Consider the following 20,838-nt stretch of genomic DNA (forward strand, 5'->3'; position numbering starts at 1 on the left):
GGTGCGACGGCAATGAGAGACCCGACGGCGCGAACGCACCTGCTGCGATCGCGCGGACCGAACGGCGAACGCCCGCGGCGGGATACGGCCACGCCGACGCCCCTCGCGCCAGGGCTCAGACCGGGTGGGTCTCGGGCAGCCCGGTCCGCAGTTCGAACGGCAGGTGCGCGAGGTCGTTGTGCGTGAGCAGCGTCCACGGCCGCCCCTGCTTCTGCGCGATCACCGTCAGGCCGCAGTGCGCCTGGTTGAGCGTCATCCAGCGCCACTCGGGCGCCCCGAGAACCTCGCGAACGAACCAGCTGATGACGAAGTTGTGCGTGATCACGAGCTCGTGCACCTCGCCGGTGCGACGGACGAGGAACTCGCTCACGGCATCCGCCATCTGAGCCCGTCCCGCCTCGATCTCGTCGTCGGTCACCGACCCGAAGAACGGCTCGTACACCCCGGGCGTCTCGGGTGACATACCCGAGGGGACGCAGTCGAAGAGCAACGACGAGGGTTGCGGGGTGATCGCCGGCATCCGCTCCGCCACCATGCGAGCCGTCTCGGTCGCCCGCAACAACGGTGAGTGCCAGACGGCGCTGAGGGGAATTCCGGACAGCCGATCGGCGATCAGGGATGCCTGACGCTGACCCCGCGGAGACAACGGGCCGTCGACGAGCCCGTGCTCTGCATCCTGGTGTTCGCCGTGTCGAACGAGGTAGATGAAATGCGTCATCCTCGCCCACTTCCGTCCCGACGGGCCCCGATGCCACGCCGCTTCCAGCCTATGTCACGAACGGCGTCACCGATGGCGTATGTCACGAAATGGTCTCGGGAGACCCGAAACCGGTGACTCACTGAGCAGCGCGGGACAGCTCGCCGAGGTGCGCGCGGCTCAGCTGGACGCCAACGCCCTGCGCGAGTTCTTCGACGTGTTCTGGTGCGTAGGCGTTGACGATCGGCGCGACCACCGTGCGCTGAGCGAGCAGCCAGGCGACCGCGACCGCGGCGTCGGGCACCGAGAGCTCGAGTGCGATGCCATCCAGCGCCTTCAGCACCCTCTGGCCGCGCCGGTTGAGATATGCCGCAACCTGCATACCACGCGCCGACAGACCGACACGGTCGCGGCTGCGGTGACGGCCGGACAGGAATCCGTGAGCCAGGGGATGCGAGGGCGTGACCGCGATGCCCTGCGCACCGGCGACGAGACGCAGGTCACCCTCGAAGGGCGAGCGGTGGACGACGTTGTAGTGCGCATCGAGCACCGTGAAGCGCGGGTAGCCGGCCGAGGCGAGAATCCGCGCCTCGACGAGACGCTCGGGCGTGAAGCCCGCAGCGCCCAGGTGCCGGACCTTGCCCGAGCCGATCAGCCACTCGGCCGTCGCGAGGGTCTCTTCGAGCGGGACGGATGCGTCGGCACCGTCGAGATAGACCACGTCGATGTGATCGGTCCCCAGACGCACGAGGGATGCCTCGACCGCACGCACCAGGTTGACCGGACCGAGACCGGGGTTGTCGGGGTGCGCGCCGACCCTCACGGACACGACCATCTGATCCCGCGCCTGGCGCGATGCCAGCCACTGCCCGATGATGTGCTCGCTGCGCCCCGCCGAGAACGAGTCGGCGGTGTGCAGAGCGTTACCGCCGAGCTCGACGTAGCGGTCGATGATGCGGTGACTGGTCGCCAGGTCGATGTTCCAGCCGAACTCCGCGCCCCCGAGCATCAGGGGGAAGATGTCGAGACCTGTCTCGCCGAGGGTGACACGCATGCCGTGTCCGATGCTCGGGCCGAGAACGGGGATGGGCGAAGAAGGATGCGGAGCGGGCGGCGAACCCTGCCCTGTCGACACATCGGTGCCGATGCCGAAAAAGCTCATGCTTCCACCCCCTCGCGCGCTACGTGCCACGAGTCGCGACCTTCATGCCTGTGTCGCGCCCCCCGACGCTTTCTTCGAGATTAGGGCAGGCCACCGACCGTGGCGCGCGTTCCGGTGACGAACCTATGAACTAGCCATAACGCTTTGGTCACGACACTGGGCGAAGCCCCCGCACCCGAGAAGGGGTACGGGGGCTTCTTCGATCCGATGCGGATCTGACCGGTGCGGGCCTCGACTAGACGGCAACCTCGGGCGCGCCTTCGGCGGCACCCTGGTCGGCTGCCTGATCGGCCGACTCTTCGACGACCGGCTCGAGCGACAGCTTGCCGCGGTCGTCGATCTTCGTGATCTTCACGAGGATCTTCTGACCGACGCTGAGTACGTCTTCGACGTTCTCGACACGCTTGCCACCGGCGAGCTTGCGGACCTCGCTGACGTGCAGCAGTCCGTCCTTGCCGGGCAGGAGCGAGATGAACGCACCGAAGGTTGCGATCTTGACGACGGTTCCGAGGAATTGCTCGCCGACCTCGGGGTTCGTCGGGTTGGCGATCGCGTTGACCTGCGCGCGAGCGGCCTCGGCCGACGGACCGTCGACGGCGCCGATGTACACGGTTCCGTCTTCCTCGATCGAGATCTGGGCGCCGGTCTCGTCCTGGATGGAGTTGATCGTCTTGCCCTTGGGCCCGATGAGCTCGCCGATCTTGTCGACCGGGATCTGCACGCTGATGACGCGGGGCGCGGTGGGCGCCATCTCGTCGGGAGCGTCGATCGTGGCGTTGATCAGGTCGAGGATGGCGAGACGCGCATCCTTGGCCTGCTGCAGCGCCGCGGTCAGAACCGAGGTCGGGATGCCGTCGAGCTTGGTGTCGAGCTGGATCGCCGTGACGAACTCGCTCGTACCGGCGACCTTGAAGTCCATGTCACCGAGCGCGTCTTCCGCGCCGAGGATGTCGGTCAGCGCGGCGTAGCGCGTCTGTCCGTCGACCTCGTCCGAGACCAGGCCCATCGCGATACCGGCGACCGGGGCGCGCAGGGGCACACCGGCGTTCAGCAGCGACAGGGTCGAGGCGCAGACCGAGCCCATCGACGTCGAGCCGTTCGAGGACAGCGCCTCGGAGACCTGACGGATGGCGTAGGGGAACTCTTCACGCGACGGCAGCACCGGCACGAGGGCGCGCTCGGCGAGGAAGCCGTGCCCGATCTCGCGGCGCTTCGGGCTTCCCACACGGCCGGTCTCACCGGTCGAGTACGGCGGGAAGTTGTAGTGGTGCATGTAGCGCTTGTGCGTGACGGGCGACAGCGAGTCGATCTGCTGCTCCATCTTGAGCATGTTCAGCGTGGTGACGCCCAGGATCTGGGTCTCGCCGCGCTGGAAGATCGCCGAACCGTGCACGCGCGGGATGACGTCGACCTGTGCGTCGAGCGCACGGATGTCGGCGAGCCCACGGCCGTCGATGCGGACACCGTCGGCGAGGATGCGTCCACGGACGATCTTCTTGGTGACGGACTTGTATGCGGCGGAGAACTCGAGCGTTGCGACGGCCTGGAGCTCGCCGGACTCGACGGCCGCGAGCAGCTCGCCCTTGACCCGGTCCTTGAGCTCGTCGTCGGCGGTCTGGCGCTCGACCTTGTCGGCGATCTGGTAGATGCCCACGAGCGGGTCGTAGGCGCGGTGCGCGACGAAGTCGTAGGTCTCCTGGCTGTAGGGCAGGAAGACCGGGTAGTTCGCGATCTCCTTGGCAGCCGTGTTCGCCAGCGTCTGCTGGGCGTTCACGAGCTCGCGCAGGAACGGCTTGGCGGCCTCGAGCCCCTCGGCCACGACGGCCTCGCTCGGCTTGGTGGCGCCGCCCTTGATCAGGTTCCAGCTACCTTCCGTGGCCTCGGCCTCGACCATCATGATCGCGACATCGCCGTCGGGCAGGACGCGTCCCGCGACGATGAGGTCGAAGACGGCCTCTTCGAGCTGCGTGACGGTCGGGAACGCGACCCACTGGTCGGCGTGCTCGCCGTGACCCGGGATGAGCGCCAGGCGGACGCCGGCGATCGGTCCGGAGAAGGGCAGGCCCGAGATCTGCGTGGACGCGGACGCCGCGTTGATCGCGAGGGCGTCGTAGAACTCACCCGGGGCGATCGAGAGGACCGTGATGACGATCTGAACCTCGTTGCGCAGACCCTCGACGAACGAGGGACGCAGCGGACGGTCGATCAGACGGCAGACGAGGATGGCCTCGGTCGAGGGACGACCCTCACGACGGAAGAACGAGCCGGGGATCTTGCCGGCGGCGTACGAGCGCTCCTCGACGTCGACCGTGAGCGGGAAGAAGTCGAAGCCCTCGCGCGGGTGCTTTCCGGCGCTGGTGGCCGAGAGGAGCATGGTCTCGTTGTCGAGGTAGGCGGCGACGGCGCCCTGAGCCTGCTGCGCGAGGCGGCCGGTCTCGAAGCGGATGGTGCGGGTGCCGAAGCGGCCGTTATCGAGAACGGCCTCGGCGGATGTGATTTCAGGACCTTCCAAGAGGTCTCTCCTTCTTTGTTTCGACTCGCGCGCCCGTATGGCGCACGAGTGTGTGCGAAGAAGCAGGAACAGGCAGATATGGGCGCGCGGCGCGCAATACGCGATCTAGCCTGCGCTGGCCACCAGTAGAAATCCACCCGGCGCACACGCGACGAGGAGACCACCACAGGGGACCAGCTTTCTGCCGGCCTGCTCCAGGTGCACCGCGGTTCGCGATGCGTATGAAATTGTCTGATCACGCGACGAATGCCGCATTCTCACCCCTCACCCTAGCAGTCGTGGCCTGCGCGTCGCCCGCATGCCGTGCCTGCGGCGTAGGCTTCTCGCGCTACGGTGAGCGCGTGATCACACGTGCGAAGCGCCTGCTGGCGCCCCTGAGCACCCTCCTTCTCGCCGTGGTGCTCAGCACGGGGCTCGCCGCCTGCGCTCCGGGCCTCCCTGCCGCGGACGGCGAGGCGCCCGCACCATCAGCCACCCCGGCGAGCGACAGCGAAACGCTCGCGCTGCTGTTCATGCTCGACGCCGAGGCCGGCACCCTCACCCATTTCGACGGCGCGAACTACGTCCTCGAGCTCACCACCGCCGGCGAGCGGATGATCTGGTTCTCGGACCGCCCGGACCAGAAATCCGGATCTCTCGGCACCGACGAGTTCATCACCACCTGGCCCGCATTCGGATTCGACGAATCCCCACCCAACATCGGCTTCACCGCCAACGGCACCGCCGACGGCGTCTCCATCGTCGCCACCATGACCGAACCCTCCTACGACACCGCCACCGCCGTCTTCACCGCCAACCTCGAGATCCTCTTCGCCTCCCCCAACCACGCCCTCGAGCAAGGCCGAGACACCGCCTACACAGCAGAACAGCTCCCCACCACCCTCACCGACATCGCGATGTTCATCGATGACGCGGCGTTGACCACAACGACGGAGACCTGCGTGACCGACGCCAACGGCTTGACGAAGTGCGACCTGATCTACTCCCAGACGTTCATCCCGTTCGACTCCAGCTTCTGACAGACGCCACACTCCCCCGCAGGCGCGACCCCGCGTAGGCTGGCGGCCATGAGTACCGACGACACAGCGCCCGCCTCGGCATCCGACGATGTCAAGCGCAAGTTCAAGGAGGCGCTCGAGAAGAAGAACGCCCGCCACCGCCAGGGCGAGGCTCACCTGAACGGCGATTCCGCCATCCACGCCACCCAGGGACCCGCGTCGGTCAAGCGCGAGTTCCGACGCAAGAGCGGCTGAGAAGGAGCATCTGATGGTCTTTGAACCCACATTCGAGGAGATCGACGCCGACGCGGCGGCTCGCGACGCGGCTCTCTCGAACAGCGTGGACCCCGAGGCGGTCGTGGACGCGATGCACGCCATAGACCCCGAGGCGCCCGCAGACACGGCTGGCGCCGTTTCGGACGACGACCTGGATGCAGACCTCGAGGGCGAGGCGGACGCCGCACTCGCCACCGAGGTCAGCGCCGATGACCTACCCGCGTACGGCGAGGAGTGACGATGTCCGATCGACGAGAGCCCAACACCGGCGAAGAGCGCGACGCGGTCGCGATGGGCGACGCCCCGAACGACGAGGGAGAAGAGCTCACGGCCCTGCAGACCGCCGAACTCCGGCGTCAGCTCGAGCTGGAACTCGAACAGTACGAACAGGGCATGGAGGGCTGAGGCTCCTCATTCGGGTGAAGCCGGCCGTGCCGCCTCGACGGCGTCGACTCAGCGGAGCGCGTCCTCGATGATGTCGGCCAGCTCGGTCGGCTTCGACAGGAACGGCGAGTGGCTGGTGTCCATCCGCACCGCGGTCGATCCCGAGCGCGCAGCGAGAGCCTCCTGGGCGGGGAGCGGGAACACCGCATCCTGCTCGGTGACGACATAGGTCGTTTCCTTTTCGCGCCACGCGACCGTGGTGACCTCGTCGCTGAAGGCTGCGCTGCTCTGCGCCTTCAACCGTCCCACCGCTTCGGCAGCAGTCGCCTCGTCGACGTCGGCGAAGAAGAGGCCGGTTGCGGGCTCGGCATCCGTCCCCGCCGTCGCGAGCGGACCGTCGACGACCCACCACGAGGGCGCGACGCCGCCCACCGCGCCGAGAAGCGACTCCCCCTCGTCGAGGACGAAGGCCGCGACATAGACGATGTGGACGACGGAATCGGATGTCGCACCCTGCGTCGTGGGGCCGCCACCGTACGAATGGGCGACAACAGCGACCGGCCCCTCGATGTCATCGATCGCTCGCGCGATGGCATCCGCGTCATCCGTCATGTGGAGACCGCGCGGGTCGTCCGCGTGAACCGTCGGCAGGTCGACGGTGCGGACGTCCCAGCCCCGTGAGGCGAGCTCGGTCTGAAGGGGCGCCCAGGCCCACGAACCGTGCCAGGCACCGTGGACCAGCAGAAGTGTGGGGCGTTCGGTCATGGAGTACTCCGTCTTCGTTGTCGGGATGATGCCGCCGAGGGCGGGCGCGATTCGGGCGGCGCCGCTTGAGGCTCGGACATCTAGGGATCAAGATAGGCTCACGCGTCCACGCACACACTGGCGCGGAACGAAAGTCGATGGCGATGAGCGCAATCCCCGTGCCGCACGAGCCCGTGCCGGTCCTTGCCGCGTCGACCACGGATCAACGGGAGTCCGACAGGTTCGACAGTTTTCGCGACGCACTGTGCGATGTCTACCTCGGCATCCGTCCCGAGCGAACCTCCTCGGGGACGTTCGATGCCGACCTCCTCGCCTACGAGTGGGATGGCGCGATCCTCTCGCGGATGCGTGCCCCCGGCCACGAAGCCCGGCGCGACGCGGCTTCGCTCGCCCGGGTGCCGGACGGTGCGCTGTTCGTCAATGTCTCACCCAACTCGTCGTCACGGCTCCACCATCTCGACGAGACCTGGCGGATGCCCGCGGGAGCGCCGATCTTGATCGACAACTCGGCACCGTTCACCCTCCATCTCGACCCCCGGCGGCGATTCCGTCTGTACTCGCTCCGCGTGCCGCGCACATTCGCTGGCATCGAGCCCACCGGCCGCGACATCGCCGAACTGAACCGCCGCCTCGCCGCATCGGGAGAGGGCGCGCGGCTGGGCACGCAGTGCGCGCTGCTGACGGCGGAGTTCGACGCCGGGCGTTGGGAAGCGGCATCGGCCATGACACGAGCGGTCATCGCGATGCTCCGTGGCGCTCTCACCGGCGTGGACCCGGCGACGGATGCGCCGTCCCGGCTCGAGTCCGGCAAGCGCGCCGCATCGACGCGCATCCATGACGCGGACTTCGACGTGCACGAGTTCGCTCGATCCGTGAACGTGTCGGTCCGGACGATCCAGAACGATTTCCGTGCGGCGGGAGAGACGTTCCGGGACTGGTTGCTCGGGGCACGGCTGGACGCGGCTCGGGAACGTCTGCGCTCCCCCGCCTGGCAGGGACGATCGATCGAGGCCGTCGCGGTCGCATCCGGTTTTCGTGACGTCGCACACTTCCATCACGCGTTCCGAGCGCGGTTCGATGCGACGCCCGGGTCGCACCGGCCCTGACGCGTCGTGCGCTGACGGGTCGCGCGAGATGCCTCAGCTCGTCGGTGTGCGCCGACGCGCACGCCCGGGGAGCACGATGTAGTCGGAGTGCTTGGGGTCGAGCCCGTCGCCCGCGGTGCGTCCGCGCATCCGCCGCCACATCCACGGCAGCGCGTGCGCGGTGAGCCAGCGCCCCGCCAGCGCGGCCTCTTCGTCGTCGTGGAAGGACGCCTCGAGCGCCTCGAGCTGTTCCGCGTCGCGGATGCCGAGCACGTCCGCCGCCCGGTAGGCGAGCAGGCGATGACCCGCCGACCGCAGATGCACGCCGTCGTCTGCCCAGAGTTCGAGCTCGGAGATGCGCGGCAGCGCCTCGACATCGAGAAGCAGCGCGCCGGTCGCCCGTGCGATGCGGCGCAGCTCGGAGTTGTAGTGGGCGAAGCGACGCGCGAAAATCCGGGCGGCTCGGCGGTGCGGCAGGAACGGGGTCGCGAGCAGCACATCGCATCCGGCCTCGCGCAGCGTCCGCACGACGGCCTCGACCTCGGCGGCCAGTCGACTCGGGTCGGCACCCTGCTTGACGAGATCGTTGGCTCCGATGAGCACGGAGACGAGATCGGGGCGGAGTGCGAGCGCCGCGGGCAGCTGCCGCTCGACCACATCGCGCACGCGCTTGCTGCGAACAGCGAGGTTCGCGAACCGGAAGCCGGATGACCCGCCGGCGCCCGCCGAGGCGAGGAGCAGCGCGAGGCGGTCCGCCCATCCTCGGTACTGATCGGCCGGGGCGCGCGAGGCGTCGCAGAGCCCCTCCGTGATCGAGTCGCCAAGAGCGACGTAACGGCGCCAGCGGGGCGCCGCCGTCGTCGAGTCGGATGGCGCCGACGGCAGCTCGGGACGGGTGATGCCTCGCGCGAGCAGGGCGTCGTCGATGGGCCGCAGGGTGCGTGCCTCGTCGTAACGGTCGACCAGGTCGCGACACAGGGCCTCCCAGGTGCGGTGGCGCACCCCCTCGCGCGCGGCCACACCGAACGAACGACGCTTCGCCTCGTCGCCCGTGAGGTCGGCGACACGAGCCCGCAGGTCACGCAGGTCACCCGGTTCGTACAGCCACCCGTCGATGCTGCTGCGCACGAGGTCGACCGGGCCGCCGCGGCCCGTCGCAACGACGGGGATACCGCTCGCGTGTGCCTCTTGCACGGTCTGGCAGAAGGTCTCGCTCTCGCCCGGGTGCACGAAGACATCGAGGCTCGCGAGGGCTTCGGCCAGGTCGAGGCCGTCGAGGAATCCGGTGAAGACAGCGGTTGGGAGCGCGGCGCGCAGGCGTGCGCGATCGGGGCCGTCCCCGATGATCACGAGGCGGACTCCGGGTAGGTCCGTGACGGCACGCAGGTCCTCGACCTGTTTCTCGGCCGCGAGACGCCCCGCATATCCGACGAGGATCTCGTCCGGTGCGATCCGGCGCCGCCAGGCCTCGCTGCGGCGCTCGGGGGTGAACCTCTCGGCGTCGACGCCGCGTCCCCACGGCCGCAGCCGGTCGATGCCCAGTGCCTCGAGCTGCGCGATCGCCGCCGACGAAGGTGCCAGCGTCAGGGTCGCGCGACGGTGCAGCCGGGCGACATGACGCGCCACCAGCGGCGCGGCGCCGACGACGCCGTATTTCTCGGCGTAGGAGATGACATCCGTCTGATAGATCGCGACGGACGGCACCCGCAGGGCATCCGCCGCGGCGACCCCCTGCGAACCGAGCACGAACGGCGAGGCCAGGTGCACGACATCCGGGGCGAACTCGCGCAGCAGCCTCGTGAGGTACGCCGTGCGCGCGAAGACCACGCGTACGTCGGGATACGACGGCAGCGGCACGGATCGCAGCAGCTCGGTGCGCACATCCGTGAAGTCGGGCAGCATGGGTCGGGCGCCCGGTTGGACTCCGCCCGGGTGGGGGGCGATGACGAGGGTCTCGTGCCCCTCGCGGCGGAGGTGACGCAGCACCTGCGCGACCGAACCGGTCACGCCGTTCATGTGTGGCAGGGCGGATTCCGCCAGCAGGGCGACTCTCACACGTCCAGGGTGGGGCCCGCGGATCACCCCGACGCGCCGAAACCGCCCCGGGCACCGAGAGTTCACCGAGCGCACGCATCCGCGTCACCGAACGGATGCCGCCGCGTCGTGCACCGCCGGACGCCCCGCACAGGGCGGCGTTCGCTCGCCGTTCATCCGGCCTTGGTACCCACAGGGGGTGATTGACGACGTCCTCGCCGCCGTCGCCGCGAGCCCGTGGGCTCTCGTCGCGATGTTCGGGCTCGTGCTGGGCGACGCGTTCCTCGTCGTGATCCCGGGCGAGACCGCGGTCACGGCGCTGGCCGCGCTGAGCGTCGTGGCCGGGGATCCGTCCCTCGTCGCGATCATCGCCGTCGCCGCCGTCGCCGCGTTCCTCGGCGACACGGTCTGCTACCTCATCGGCCGTCGCGTGGGGCTCGAGAGATGGGCATGGATGCGCCGACCGCGCGTTGCGGTCTTGTTCTCGTGGGCGCGGGCCCGCCTCGAGCGCAGCACGGCCGCGATCGTGTTCACCGCGCGCTTCATCCCCTTCGCCCGCCTCGCCGTCAACCTCACGGCCGGTGCGGGCGGGGTCACGGCCCCGCGGTATCTGCCGCTCGCGGCGCTGGCCGCACTCGGCTGGGCGTGCTACCAGGCGCTCGTCGGCACCGTCGTCGCCACGCTGCTGCCCGGTGCGCCGGTGCTGGCGATCCTGGCCTCGATCGCGGTCGCACTGCTGCTGGGCGTGGCGCTCGACGCCGTGCTCGCCGCGCGCTGGCGTCGCACGCCCCGCGCCTGAGGACGGGTCGGGCCCGAGGCATCCCTCAGCTCCGTCCGCGCCCCCGGCCGAGCTGGAGCCGCCGACTACGCCGGTTACGCACGAGTCAGCCCCCTACACGTGCGATAGGGGGCTGACTCGGCGACGAGCAGCGCTCTCGGGAGGACTCGAGCGAGTCGCGCTACTCCCCCGCGAGGCCGCCGAGCAGATGGCCGAACGAGCGCCCCTCACCGAGGTAGTTGGCAGGGTCGAAGGGATCGGCCGACTCGGCCGTCTCGCGCCGTGCGAGCGCATCGGCGAGCTCACGGGCGGCCTTGTCGATGCGGTCGCCGAGCGGGGCGACGCCGTCGCCCTGTGCTCCCCAGTCGCTCGAGGCCGCGAACACGCCCGTCGAGATGGCATCCGCGTGCAGATACGCGAACAGGGGACGGATGGCGTAGTCGATCGCGAGCGAATGGCGCGGGGTGCCAGCGTTCGCCCCGATCAGCACCGGCTTTCCCGTCAGCGCGTCCGGGTCGAGCACGTCGATGAACGACTTGAACAGGCCCGAGTAGCTGGTCGAGAAGATCGGCGTGACGGTGATCAGCGCGTCCGACGAGACGACCGTGTTGATGGCCGCCTCGAGCGCGGGCGGAGCGAAGCCGGTCAGCAGGTTGTTCGTGATGTCGTGCGCGTAGTCGCGCAGCTCGATCGTGTCGACCGTGGCCTCGATCCCCCGCACCGCGAGCTCGCGGACCGTCGCCGAGGCGAGCCGGTCACCGAGCAGGCGTGTGGTCGACGGGTTCGAGAGCCCCGCGGTCACGACCGCGATCCGACGGGCGGTCATGTCAGACCCCCCGACGCGTCGCGGCGGCACCGAAGGACGACCCCGAAACGACGGGCTCGGACTTCTGCGCGGCGAGCTTGCCACCGGGCACCGGCAGAGCACCCGCTGCGGCGAGCGCGACACGAGCCGCGTGCGTCGGCGCATCCGGCACCTCGGCCGGACGGTTCTTCGCGAGCTCCTTGCGGAGCACGGGAACGACCTCGCCACCGAGGATGTCGAGCTGCTCGAGCACCGTCTTGACCGGGAGTCCCGCGTGATCGATCAGGAACAGCTGGCGCTGGTAGTCACCGAACAGGTCGCGCATGCCCGCGTAGCGGTCGATGACCTGCTGCGGCGAGCCGACGGTCAACGGCGTCATCTCCGAGAAGTCCTCGAGGCTCGGGCCGTGCCCGTAGACCGGCGCGTTGTCGAAGTAGGGGCGGAACTCGCGCACGGCATCCTGCGAGTTGGCGCGCATGAACACCTGGCCGCCGAGACCCACGATCGCCTGCGCCGCGGTGCCATGGCCGTAGTGCTCGAAGCGCTGGCGGTACAGCCCGATCAGGCGCTGGTAGTGCTCGGCCGGCCAGAAGATGTTGTTCGCGAAGAATCCGTCACCGTAGTAGGCCGCCTGCTCGGCGATCTCGGGCGTACGGATCGAGCCGTGCCAGACGAAGGGCGGGACGTCGTCCAACGGGCGGGGCGTCGACGTGAACCCCTGCAACGGGGTGCGGAACCGGCCCTCCCAGTCGACGACGTCCTCGCGCCACAGCTTGTGCAGCAGCGCGTAGTTCTCGATCGCGAGGGGAACGCCCTGACGGATGTCCTGACCGAACCACGGATAGACCGGACCGGTGTTGCCGCGCCCGAGCGTCAGGTCAACACGACCGCCCGCGAGGTGCTGGAGCATCGCGTAGTCCTCGGCGATCTTCACCGGGTCGTTCGTGGTGATGAGGGTCGTCGCGGTCGAGAGCAGGAGTCGCTCGGTCTGCGCGGCGATGTACCCGAGCGTGGTCGTCGGGGACGACGACCAGAACGGCGGGTTGTGGTGCTCGCCGAGGGCGAAGACGTCGAGCCCGACCTCTTCCGCGTGCTTGGCGATCGCGATCGTATTGCGGATCTTCTCCGCCTCGCTCGGGGTCGTGCCGGTCGTCGGGTCCTCGGTGATGTCGCTCACCGTGAAGATGCCGAACTGCACGGCAGGCCCTGCGGCGGGTGTTGTGGTGTTCACGTCCACGATCTTCTCCCTCTGCGTCCGGGTTGTCCGCGGCGCTTCTATTCAAGTGAATGTATCTCGTGTAACGCGCGTCCGTCCAGGTTATTCCCGGGGCGTCGCGAGCCCGCCGTCCGCCGCCCGCCCGACGCTCAGAGCGCGGCGGCGAACATCGCGAGCATGTCTCGCGTCAGCTGATGCGGCGTCGTCTCGCAGGGGCTGTGCCCCGTCGGGTACAGCCGAAGCTCGCCGCCGATCGCGCGCGCGTACTCGGCATGCTCTGTCGTGGGCCAGAGGTCGTGTTCGCCCACCGCAACGAGCTTGGGGATCGGCAGCGCTGCGACGGCTCTCGAGACATCCGGGGTCGTCATCATGAGGCCGACGATGTCGTTCACGCTGTCGCGCCGCGTCAACGCGAACCGCTCGCGCACGAAGGCGATCCGCCGGGGCGGCACGCGGTTGAGGTTGTTGCGGATCCCCCACAGCAGCAGGGCAGCACCCGTGCGCGGGGATGCGCCGGCGCTCAGCCGTCCGATGCGCTTCACGCCGCGGAACACCTGACCCGCCGCGGGGGGTGTCGACAGCAGGGTGAGGCTCGCGAAGAACTCCGACCGCTCGACCAGCACCTGCTGCGCCACGAGCCCCGCGAAGCTGTAGCCGAGTACGTGGACCGGCCCGGACTCATCGAAGCCGTCCTCGAGCGCCGCGATGAAGTCGTCGGCGAACAGGCGGTAGTCGTAGCGGGGTCGCGGCGGGTCGAGGTTCCACGGGCCGGCCTGCCACGACTCGTACTGACCCGCGAGGTCGATCGACTCGACGCGGTAGCCCGCGTCCGCGAGCAACGGGAACATGAGGACGAAGTCCTCCTTCGACCCGGTCACCCCGGGCAGGAGCAGAACACGGGGGCCGTCCTCCGGCCCGAGCCGCACCCGTGCGAGGGAGCCGCTCGGGGCCTCGAGCACGTCGCGTACCGTTCCCTCGGGGAACACGTGCCAATCCACATCGGGGATTGCTCGATCCCGACCGGGCGCGTCATCGATCACCGTCATGAACACCTCACCTCGACGCGACAATACCGGGACACAACCCGCGGCGTGGGTGCGCACCGCCAGGGTAGGGTGGCACGCCTATGAGCGACGCGAGCCCACGCCCCTCCAGCGCCGACGACGGCGCGGGCACGGGCGCGACCGCGAAGCCCCGTTCCCCCGGCGCGTCGAAGCGCGTTCCGTTCTGGGACAACGCCCGCTTCGCGTGCATCGTGCTGGTCGTCCTGGGTCATTCGGTGCAGCGGCTGACCTACGACTCCGACATCGCGCTCACGCTGTACTTGGTCATCTACGCGTTCCACATGCCCGCGTTTGCGATCATCTCGGGTTACTTCTCGAAGGCGGGAACACCGTCGCACCGGCAGATGGCGCGCGTCATCACCGACATCCTGGTCCCCTACGTGATCTTCGAGGGACTCTGGTCGCTGACGAAGTGGATCGTCGAGGGCGACGTCGCACCGGACCTCAGTCAGCCGTCGTGGACCCTCTGGTTCTTGCTCGCGCTCGGGATCTTCCGGCTCGTGCTGCCGTATCTGGCGCTGCTGCGCTGGCCCCTGCTCTGGGCCGTGCTCATCTCGATCGGCGCGGGCTACCTGCCGAACATCGACTCGACCTTCTCGCTCTCGCGCACGCTCGGGCTGCTGCCGTTCTTCACGCTCGGGTGGTGGCTGCGCGAACACGACATCGTGGATCGACTGCGGCTGCTGCGCTCCCGCTCGCCGCTCGTCGTGATCGGGGCGATCGCCGCCCTCGCTCTCGCGGCTTTCGTGGCGTGGTTCTACCTCGACGTGTGGGAGCGGATGAACCTGCGCACGTGGCTCTTCTACGACGACGCCTACGCCGACCTCGGTGGTACCCAGTGGTGGGCGGGTGGGGTGCGGCTCGCTCTCATGGTCGTGGCGCTCGTCCTGAGCGTGGCGTTCCTCGTGCTCGTGCCGCGGCGGAACACGTGGTGGACCCACTTCGGTCAGTACACGATGTACGTCTACCTGCTGCACTCGTTCGTGCTGTACCCGTTCCGCGAGTCCGGTGTGCTGCGCGACCTCGAACCGACCTGGCTGTGGCTCCCGATCGTGGTGGTCGTCTCGGTGCTGATCGCGCTGGGCCTCGCGACGGCGCCCGTGCGGCGCGTCTTCCGGCCCCTCGTCGAGCCGCGGCCGGGCTGGTTGTTCGCCGACCCCGCGCTCGCGGGGCGCGAGGGACGCCGGTCGGATCCCACCGGCTCGCGCCGAACGCCGCCCCCGCCGTCGCGCTAGCGAAAGCTCAGGCGAACAGCCCGGCGCCGACGAAGGATGCCGCAGAGGCCCCCGGCGGGACGGCCCAGATGCCCGACCCGACGTGGCGCACGTACTCGTTCATCGCGTCGGTCGACAGCGCGCGCTGGATCTTCACGAACTGCTCGGGCGAGCGCTGGTACGACAGGAAGAACAGGCCCGCGTCGAGGCGGCCGAGCTGGTTGTTGCCGTCCACGAAGTTGTACCCGCGACGCACGATCCGGACGCCGTCGTTGAGGGTCGGATGCGCCAGCCGCACATGACTCGCGGCGTCGATGGCCGTCCGGCCCGAGGCATCCGTCGCCCGGAAGTCGGGTTGTGTGAATTCGCCGCCGCCCGACAGCGGCGCCCCCTCGCCCTTGGACCGGCCGATGATGCGCTGCTGCTCCGACAGACGCACGCGGTCCCAGGACTCGATGATCATGGCGATCTTGCGCGCGACCAGGTACGAACCGCCCGCCATCCAGGCGGGTTCGTCGGATGCGCCGACCCAGACGTGCTCGTCGAGCCCCGCACGGTCGTTGGCCAGGATGTTGGCCGTGCCGTCCTTGAAGCCGAACAGATTGCGCGGCGTCGCCTGCGAGGTCGTGGTCATGGATGTGCGTCCGAAGCCGAGCTGCGACCAGCGGATACGGGCACGACCGAACGCGATGCGGCTGAGGTTGCGGATCGCGTGGACCGCGACCTGCGGGTCGTCGGCGCATGCCTGGATGCACAGATCCCCGTCGCTGAGCGCCGGGTCGAGGTCGTCGCCGAGGAACGCGGGCAGCCGCTCGAGCCCCGCGGGCCGACGCGCGGCGATGCCGTAGCGGTCGCCGTCCGCGTTCTGGAACAGGCTCGGGCCGACCCCGATCGTGATCGTGAGCGAGCTCGCGGGCAGCCCCAGAGCCTCACCGGTGTCGTCCGGCGGGGCCTCGGGCGAACCGCCGACCGAGCCGGACGCGCTGACGTCGAGACCCTGCGTCATGCGGGCAGCCGCATAGGACCAGTCCTGCAGCAGGCTGACCAGGTCGTCCCGGTTCGTGCGCGCCATCATGTCGAAGGCGGCGAAGTGCAGATGGTCCTGGACGGGCGTGGTGATTCCGGCCTGGTGCGCGCCGAAGAAGACGTGCACACCGTCCGTGCCGCCCGCGGCCGTGGCGCGCGAGATGGCCATGCCCCCGGCGACACCGCCCGCGGCACCGGCGGCCAGGCCCGCCGCCCCGGCTCCGAGCAGGCCGAGCAGGCCGCGGCGCGACAGGCCGGGTCGGGTGTCTTCGGGCAACGGCGATGCCGGGGCGCCCGCGGTGGGGGCCCCGGCATCCGTCCCGCCGACAGGCGGAGTCGTCTCGCTCACATCACTCCAGAACGGTCACCGTGAGCCGCGAAAGCGGCTCGGCGAGCGCGTTGATCAGGTCGGTGAACTCGCGCTTGTCTTCATCGGTCAGCTCACGGTAGTTCACAAAGCCCTCGGCGAGCGATCCGTGCTTGGCGAGGGATGCTTCGAGCGCCGCGTAACCCGCATCGATCTCGTCGACCAGGGCGGCGCCGGCATCACCCTTCGATGCCGCGAAGTCGCGCGCGAGCGAGAATGCCATCTTGGAACCCTCGACGTTGGCGGCGAAGTCCCACAGGTCGGTTCCCGACCACCAGTCCTCCTCGCCCGAGATCTTGCCCGTGGCGACCTCGTCGAGCAGCGCGATGGCACCGTTGCTGAGGCCCGCGACTCCCTGAGCGTCGAGCGCCTTCTGGAAGTCGTCCGAGTGCACGTAGGTGTCGAGCTCCTGGATGTCGGCGACGAGCTCGTCACCGAATGCGGCGCGCTCCTCGGGCGTCGACGGGGTCCAGTTCTGCCAGGCCGGGGTCTCGCCGTCGGCGTTCAGCGCGTCGAGCGCCGGAACCCAGAGGTCCTTCTCGATGCGGTGGAACCCGGTCCAGTCCAGTCCCTCGGCGACGGCGTCGACCTCACGGTAGTCGATGCGCGGGTCGAGGTCGCCGAGCGCCTCGGCGACGGGCTCGATGCGCTCGTAGAACGCGCGCACCTGCGGGAAGAGCGCGCGGGCCCTGTCGTCGTCTGCGGTCGCGTACGCGGTGGTGAACTCCTCGACCGCGGGGACGAGCTTCTCGACCTGGTCCTTCACGAACGCGGCGTACAGGTCGACGGCCTGCTGCTTCTGCTCGGCGTCCGGACCGTCGATCGCGACGGCGTCGCCCGAGACCGAGAATCCGGCGCGGCCCACTCCCTCGCCGACCATGCCCGGCTTGCAGAGCGTGAAGTACTCGCCCGGCTGTGCGACGACGGTCAGGGTGCGGGATGCTCCGGGGGCGATGTTCTCGACCTCGCCGACGATCCGCAGCCCGTCGTCCGCCAGCAGGTAGAACTCGGTGATCTGGTCGCCCTCGTTCTTCACGTCGAAGGCGAGCGTGCCGCTGGCGGCGGTCGCGGCCGAGACATCGCACCCGGCGTCGGTCGACGACACCGTGATCGCGTCGGCGGCGGCGACGTCCGCCTTCGCGACGCAGCCCGCGAGCGCCAGCGCGGCGACTGCGGCGATCGCCGTGGTGGTCAGGCTCTTCGTGATGATCCTGTGAGCGGTCATGGGGCTCCTTGTCGAATGGTGTCGGGTGACGGAGGGGATGTCTGAGCGGCGGGTGTCGCCGAATCCGCACGCACGAGTTCGGGCCGAGGTGCGGGCCGGTGGGCGCGCAGGTTGCGCACGAAGACGAAGGTCACGACCCCGACGTAGGCGATCCAGGCGAACACCTGCAGCCACGACATCTGCGGCGTGAAGCCGATGGTGGCCTGCAGGATCGCGGCGAGGGGGCCGCCGGGGGCGACGACGTCGCTCACGTCGAACGCCCAGCCGAAGGGAACGCCGGCCCAGCCGGTCGCGACGGCGCCCGTGGTGGGGTCGAGAGGCGCGAGCGCCGTGAAGGGGCCGGGCAGGACGCCCGCCTCCTGCAGGTCGTGGACGCCGTAGGCGAGCACGCCCGCGGCGACGACGATCAAGAACGCGCCCGTCCACGTGAAGAAGCGGCGCAGGTCGAGTCGCAGCATTCCGCGCGCGAGCAGCCAGCCGAGCACGACCGCGGCCAGCAAGCCCAGAAGGGCGCCGAGGAGCGCCTCGGGGGCGTTGCCGAACGACTGCACCATCGACCACAGCAGGAGCGTCGTCTCGACGCCCTCACGCGCGACCGAGACGAACCCGATGACGACGAGCCCCCACAGCGAGGCGGATGCGAGGGCTCGATCGACCCCGGCGTGGAGCGTGTTCTTGAGCGTTCGACCGGCCCGCTGCATCCAGAAGATCATCCAGGTGACCATGGCGACGGCGGTCAGCGAAAGCAGTCCGCCGATCAGTTCTTGCGCCACGGTCGTGAGGGCGTAGGCACCGAAGGTGAAGATGGCTCCGAGCGCGAGCGACAGTGCGACGGCCAGCCCGACACCGACCCACAGTCGGGGCAACACGTCCCGACGTCCGAGCTTCGACAGGTAGGCCACGAGGATGCCGACAACGAGGGCGGCTTCCAGGCCTTCACGCAGGCCGATCAGGAATGTGGCGAACACGGTGCTATCGCGCGGCTTTCGGGATTTTCGAGGGGGTCCAGAGTGCTTTCGAGGCATCCGGTTATGAGGTTAGGCAACCCTCACTCAGGGGACGATACTCCCGCAGGGTGACACTTCTCAAATCGGTGCCCGTCCGGGCCGCGAGCGGGCAGAACGAAGGCCCGCCCCACACCGTGGGACGGGCCTTCGAGAAAGCGATTGAACGCTGGTGCGACTTAGCGGCGGAGTCCGAGACGCTCGATCAACGACCGGTAACGGTTGATGTCGATGTCCTGGAGGTAGCCGAGCAGACGACGGCGCTGACCGACCATCAGGAACAGACCACGACGCGAGTGGTGGTCGTGCTTGTGCTCCTTCAGGTGCTCCGTGAGGTCCTTGATGCGCTGTGTCAGCATCGCGACCTGCACCTCGGGGGATCCGGTGTCACCGGGGTGCGTCGCGTACTCTTCGATGATCGCCTTCTTGGCTTCGAATTCAAGCGGCATAGAGGGGATCCCCTTTCTCTTCATTGCGCGGCGCCCATCGCCTGATGCGTGAGCTCTCTTTATCCGCGGCCGATCGAACGGCAACCTCCAGAGTCTACCAGCACAAGGGCGACCCGCGGATGCCTCGCCCCCGGCTAGCCTCGAGGGGTGCAGTTCACCGTCCGCGTCAAGCCCGGAAGCCGAAAGGGTCCTCTCGTCGAGGCATCCGGTGACGACCTGACGGTGTTCGTGCGCGAGCGTGCCGTCGACGGCGCCGCGAACGAGGGCGTCGTGCGCGCCCTCGCCGCGCACTTCGGCGTTGCCCCGCGTGACGTATCGATCCTGCGGGGTCACGCGGCACGCATCAAGCGCGTCGAGCTATCGGGCGTCGACGGGGTCGAGCTGTCGGGCATCGACAGAGTCGAGCGCGACAGGTGATGGCGCGGCTGCGCCGCGACCATTTCATCGACCTGCGCCCCCTGACGACCAGCCCCGCCTTCGCCCGGTTGTGGATCGGGTCGACGCTCGCCGGGCTCGGTGGGCAGCTGACGATCGTCGCGGTCATGCTCCACGTCTTCGAGCTGACGGGATCGACCCTCGCGGTCGCGATGATCGCCGTCGCGGGGCTCGTGCCCATGGTGCTCGCGGGGCTCTACGGTGGCATGCTCGCCGACTACTTCGACCGCCGCGCGGTCGCTTTGATCGCGGCATCCGTCACCTGGGTCTCGACGGTGCTGCTCGCCGTGCTCGCCTGGACCGGCAATGAGACGGTGGCCTGGTTGTTCGTGCTGTCGATCATCAACTCGTCCGCGAATTCGATCGTCTCGGCGACGAAATCGGCCATCACCCCACGACTCGTCGCCCGCGAACTGCTCCCCGCGGCCGCCGCGCTCAACGGCATCACGGTGGGCATCATGGTCATGGCCGGGCCCGCACTCGCGGGGGTGCTCGTCGCGTTCGTCGGCTATCGCTGGACGTACACGGTCGACGTCGTCCTGATGCTGACCCTGTTCCTCGGGCTCTGGACTCTCCCCCGCATCCGTCCCGAGGGTGTCACCGTGCGACCGGGTCTGCGCTCGCTCGCCGACGGGTGGGCGTTCCTGCGCCGGGCCCCGAACATCCGGCTCCAGTACATCCTCGACATCATCGCGATGACATTCGGAAATCCCCTGGCCCTCTTCCCCGCGATCGGGGCCGTGCTGCTCGGCGGCGGGCCCATCACGACGGGCGTCCTGACCGCGTCGGTCGCGGCGGGCGCGTTCTTCTCGAGCCTGTTCTCGGGGCCGATCGGGCGGGTCCGCAGGCAAGGTCTCGGTATCGAGCGGTCGATCCAGGTGTTCGGCGCCGCCACGGCCGCTTTCGGGGTCGTCCTCCTGCTCGGGGCGCTCGGCGTGTTCGCGCCCGCGGATCTGGGTGAGGATGTCGCGAACCTCCCCCTCATCGCGCTCGCGATCCTCCTGCTCGCGGTGACCGGCGCGGCCGACAACGTCAGTGCGATCTACCGCCAGACGATGATGCAGTCGGCCGTGCCGGATGCGATCCGCGGGCGCCTGCAGGGGGTCTTCATGGTGGTCGTGGCGGGCGGTCCGCGTCTCGGCGCCCTCTACGCGGGTACGCTCGCGACCGTCACCGCCCTGTGGTTCCCGCCGCTGATCGGGGGCCTCGTCGTCGTCGGACTGGTCGGGTTCCTCGCGCGCCGCAGCCCGGGGTTCCGCGCCTACGACGCCCTCGACCCGCAGCCCTGACAGCACTCGGAATCGACCGAGCGCGTTGCACGACCGCCGATCGTCGGCGGATT

At 69.3% G+C, this 20,838-nt stretch carries 21 protein-coding genes; 9 read left to right on the forward strand and 12 right to left on the reverse strand.

Going from position 1 to position 20,838, the window contains the following annotated elements; all coding sequences use genetic code 11:
• Nucleotides 1–115: 115 nt before the first annotated feature.
• The 3 genes from C2868_RS09305 to C2868_RS09315 all read right to left on the reverse strand — a co-directional run bounded on the left by C2868_RS09305 (nt 116) and on the right by C2868_RS09315 (nt 4,371).
• Complete coding sequence (locus C2868_RS09305) at nt 116–718, reverse strand: histidine phosphatase family protein (RefSeq protein ID WP_100810437.1); 603 nt, start codon at nt 716–718, stop codon at nt 116–118.
• 118 nt (nt 719–836) lie between these two features.
• The gene (locus C2868_RS09310; RefSeq protein WP_100810436.1) at nt 837–1,859 is read right to left on the reverse strand and encodes an aldo/keto reductase; all 1,023 of its coding nucleotides are present in this window, start codon (nt 1,857–1,859) and stop codon (nt 837–839) included.
• 235 nt (nt 1,860–2,094) lie between these two features.
• Nucleotides 2,095–4,371 (reverse strand): polyribonucleotide nucleotidyltransferase, encoded by a 2,277-nt coding sequence (locus C2868_RS09315; protein WP_103663180.1) that lies wholly within the window; start codon nt 4,369–4,371, stop codon nt 2,095–2,097.
• A 341-nt stretch (nt 4,372–4,712) separates the two neighbouring features.
• Between C2868_RS09315 and C2868_RS09320 the strand changes: the two genes are divergently transcribed.
• From C2868_RS09320 to C2868_RS17440, 4 genes are read left to right on the forward strand one after another with little or no spacing between them, the layout of a single operon-like run.
• Entirely contained in the window at nt 4,713–5,390 is a 678-nt protein-coding gene (locus C2868_RS09320) for a hypothetical protein (RefSeq protein WP_100810434.1), read from the forward strand.
• A gap of 48 nt (nt 5,391–5,438) precedes the next feature.
• Nucleotides 5,439–5,624, forward strand: a complete 186-nt coding sequence (locus C2868_RS09325; protein ID WP_100810433.1) for a DUF5302 domain-containing protein — start codon at nt 5,439–5,441, stop codon at nt 5,622–5,624.
• A 13-nt stretch (nt 5,625–5,637) separates the two neighbouring features.
• Nucleotides 5,638–5,883 carry a hypothetical protein gene (locus C2868_RS09330; protein WP_100810432.1) on the forward strand — a complete coding sequence of 82 codons (246 nt, stop codon included), beginning with the start codon at nt 5,638–5,640 and terminating at the stop codon, nt 5,881–5,883.
• Between the two features lie 2 nt (nt 5,884–5,885).
• Nucleotides 5,886–6,050 (forward strand): hypothetical protein, encoded by a 165-nt coding sequence (locus C2868_RS17440; protein ID WP_157813889.1) that lies wholly within the window; start codon nt 5,886–5,888, stop codon nt 6,048–6,050.
• Between the two features lie 48 nt (nt 6,051–6,098).
• On the opposite strand, the gene C2868_RS09335 is transcribed toward C2868_RS17440, so the two are convergent.
• A complete protein-coding gene (locus tag C2868_RS09335; RefSeq protein WP_100810431.1) occupies nt 6,099–6,794 on the reverse strand; it encodes an alpha/beta fold hydrolase in 696 nt (231 codons plus the stop codon).
• A gap of 143 nt (nt 6,795–6,937) precedes the next feature.
• Here C2868_RS09335 and C2868_RS09340 point away from each other — a divergent pair, with 143 nt between their 5' ends.
• Nucleotides 6,938–7,900, forward strand: coding sequence for an AraC family transcriptional regulator (locus tag C2868_RS09340; RefSeq protein ID WP_181003410.1), 963 nt, complete (start codon nt 6,938–6,940; stop codon nt 7,898–7,900).
• A 33-nt stretch (nt 7,901–7,933) separates the two neighbouring features.
• Here the strand turns inward: C2868_RS09340 and C2868_RS09345 are convergent, their stop codons facing one another.
• A complete protein-coding gene (locus C2868_RS09345; protein ID WP_100810429.1) occupies nt 7,934–9,934 on the reverse strand; it encodes a GDSL-type esterase/lipase family protein in 2,001 nt (666 codons plus the stop codon).
• 178 nt (nt 9,935–10,112) lie between these two features.
• On the opposite strand from C2868_RS09345, the gene C2868_RS09350 reads away from it, so the two are divergent.
• Nucleotides 10,113–10,712, forward strand: a complete 600-nt coding sequence (locus C2868_RS09350) for a DedA family protein (protein WP_100810428.1) — start codon at nt 10,113–10,115, stop codon at nt 10,710–10,712.
• Nucleotides 10,713–10,872: 160 nt separating this feature from the next.
• On the opposite strand, the gene C2868_RS09355 is transcribed toward C2868_RS09350, so the two are convergent.
• The 3 genes from C2868_RS09355 to C2868_RS09365 all read right to left on the reverse strand — a co-directional run bounded on the left by C2868_RS09355 (nt 10,873) and on the right by C2868_RS09365 (nt 13,758).
• Nucleotides 10,873–11,517 carry an FMN reductase gene (locus C2868_RS09355; RefSeq protein ID WP_100811271.1) on the reverse strand — a complete coding sequence of 215 codons (645 nt, stop codon included), beginning with the start codon at nt 11,515–11,517 and terminating at the stop codon, nt 10,873–10,875.
• Nucleotide 11,518: 1 nt separating this feature from the next.
• Entirely contained in the window at nt 11,519–12,694 is a 1,176-nt protein-coding gene (locus C2868_RS09360; RefSeq protein ID WP_100810427.1) for an LLM class flavin-dependent oxidoreductase, read from the reverse strand.
• Between the two features lie 167 nt (nt 12,695–12,861).
• Nucleotides 12,862–13,758 (reverse strand): alpha/beta fold hydrolase, encoded by an 897-nt coding sequence (locus C2868_RS09365; protein WP_100811270.1) that lies wholly within the window; start codon nt 13,756–13,758, stop codon nt 12,862–12,864.
• A gap of 80 nt (nt 13,759–13,838) precedes the next feature.
• On the opposite strand from C2868_RS09365, the gene C2868_RS09370 reads away from it, so the two are divergent.
• On the forward strand, nt 13,839–15,011 hold the full coding sequence (locus tag C2868_RS09370) for an acyltransferase family protein (RefSeq protein ID WP_100810426.1): 1,173 nt from the start codon (nt 13,839–13,841) through the stop codon (nt 15,009–15,011).
• Nucleotides 15,012–15,018: 7 nt separating this feature from the next.
• Here the strand turns inward: C2868_RS09370 and efeB are convergent, their stop codons facing one another.
• The 4 genes from efeB to rpsO all read right to left on the reverse strand — a co-directional run bounded on the left by efeB (nt 15,019) and on the right by rpsO (nt 19,061).
• A complete protein-coding gene (efeB, locus tag C2868_RS09375; protein ID WP_103663211.1) occupies nt 15,019–16,293 on the reverse strand; it encodes an iron uptake transporter deferrochelatase/peroxidase subunit in 1,275 nt (424 codons plus the stop codon).
• 73 nt (nt 16,294–16,366) lie between these two features.
• On the reverse strand, nt 16,367–17,608 hold the full coding sequence (gene efeO, locus C2868_RS09380) for an iron uptake system protein EfeO (protein WP_100810425.1): 1,242 nt from the start codon (nt 17,606–17,608) through the stop codon (nt 16,367–16,369).
• Nucleotides 17,605–18,576: an iron uptake transporter permease EfeU gene (gene efeU / locus C2868_RS09385; RefSeq protein WP_100810424.1), complete on the reverse strand. Its 972-nt coding sequence runs from the start codon at nt 18,574–18,576 to the stop codon at nt 17,605–17,607. Before efeU ends, efeO begins: the two co-directional genes overlap by 4 nt.
• 215 nt (nt 18,577–18,791) lie before the next feature.
• Nucleotides 18,792–19,061: a 30S ribosomal protein S15 gene (gene rpsO / locus C2868_RS09390; RefSeq protein WP_100810423.1), complete on the reverse strand. Its 270-nt coding sequence runs from the start codon at nt 19,059–19,061 to the stop codon at nt 18,792–18,794.
• A 147-nt stretch (nt 19,062–19,208) separates the two neighbouring features.
• On the opposite strand from rpsO, the gene C2868_RS09395 reads away from it, so the two are divergent.
• Complete coding sequence (locus tag C2868_RS09395; RefSeq protein ID WP_100810422.1) at nt 19,209–19,478, forward strand: DUF167 domain-containing protein; 270 nt, start codon at nt 19,209–19,211, stop codon at nt 19,476–19,478.
• Nucleotides 19,478–20,785 carry an MFS transporter gene (locus tag C2868_RS09400; RefSeq protein WP_100810421.1) on the forward strand — a complete coding sequence of 436 codons (1,308 nt, stop codon included), beginning with the start codon at nt 19,478–19,480 and terminating at the stop codon, nt 20,783–20,785. The genes C2868_RS09395 and C2868_RS09400 overlap by 1 nt, the downstream gene beginning before the upstream one ends.
• Nucleotides 20,786–20,838: the final 53 nt, after the last annotated feature.

The sequence above is a fragment of the Microbacterium sp. CJ77 genome (genome assembly GCF_002911615.1).
GTDB lineage: Bacteria > Actinomycetota > Actinomycetes > Actinomycetales > Microbacteriaceae > Microbacterium.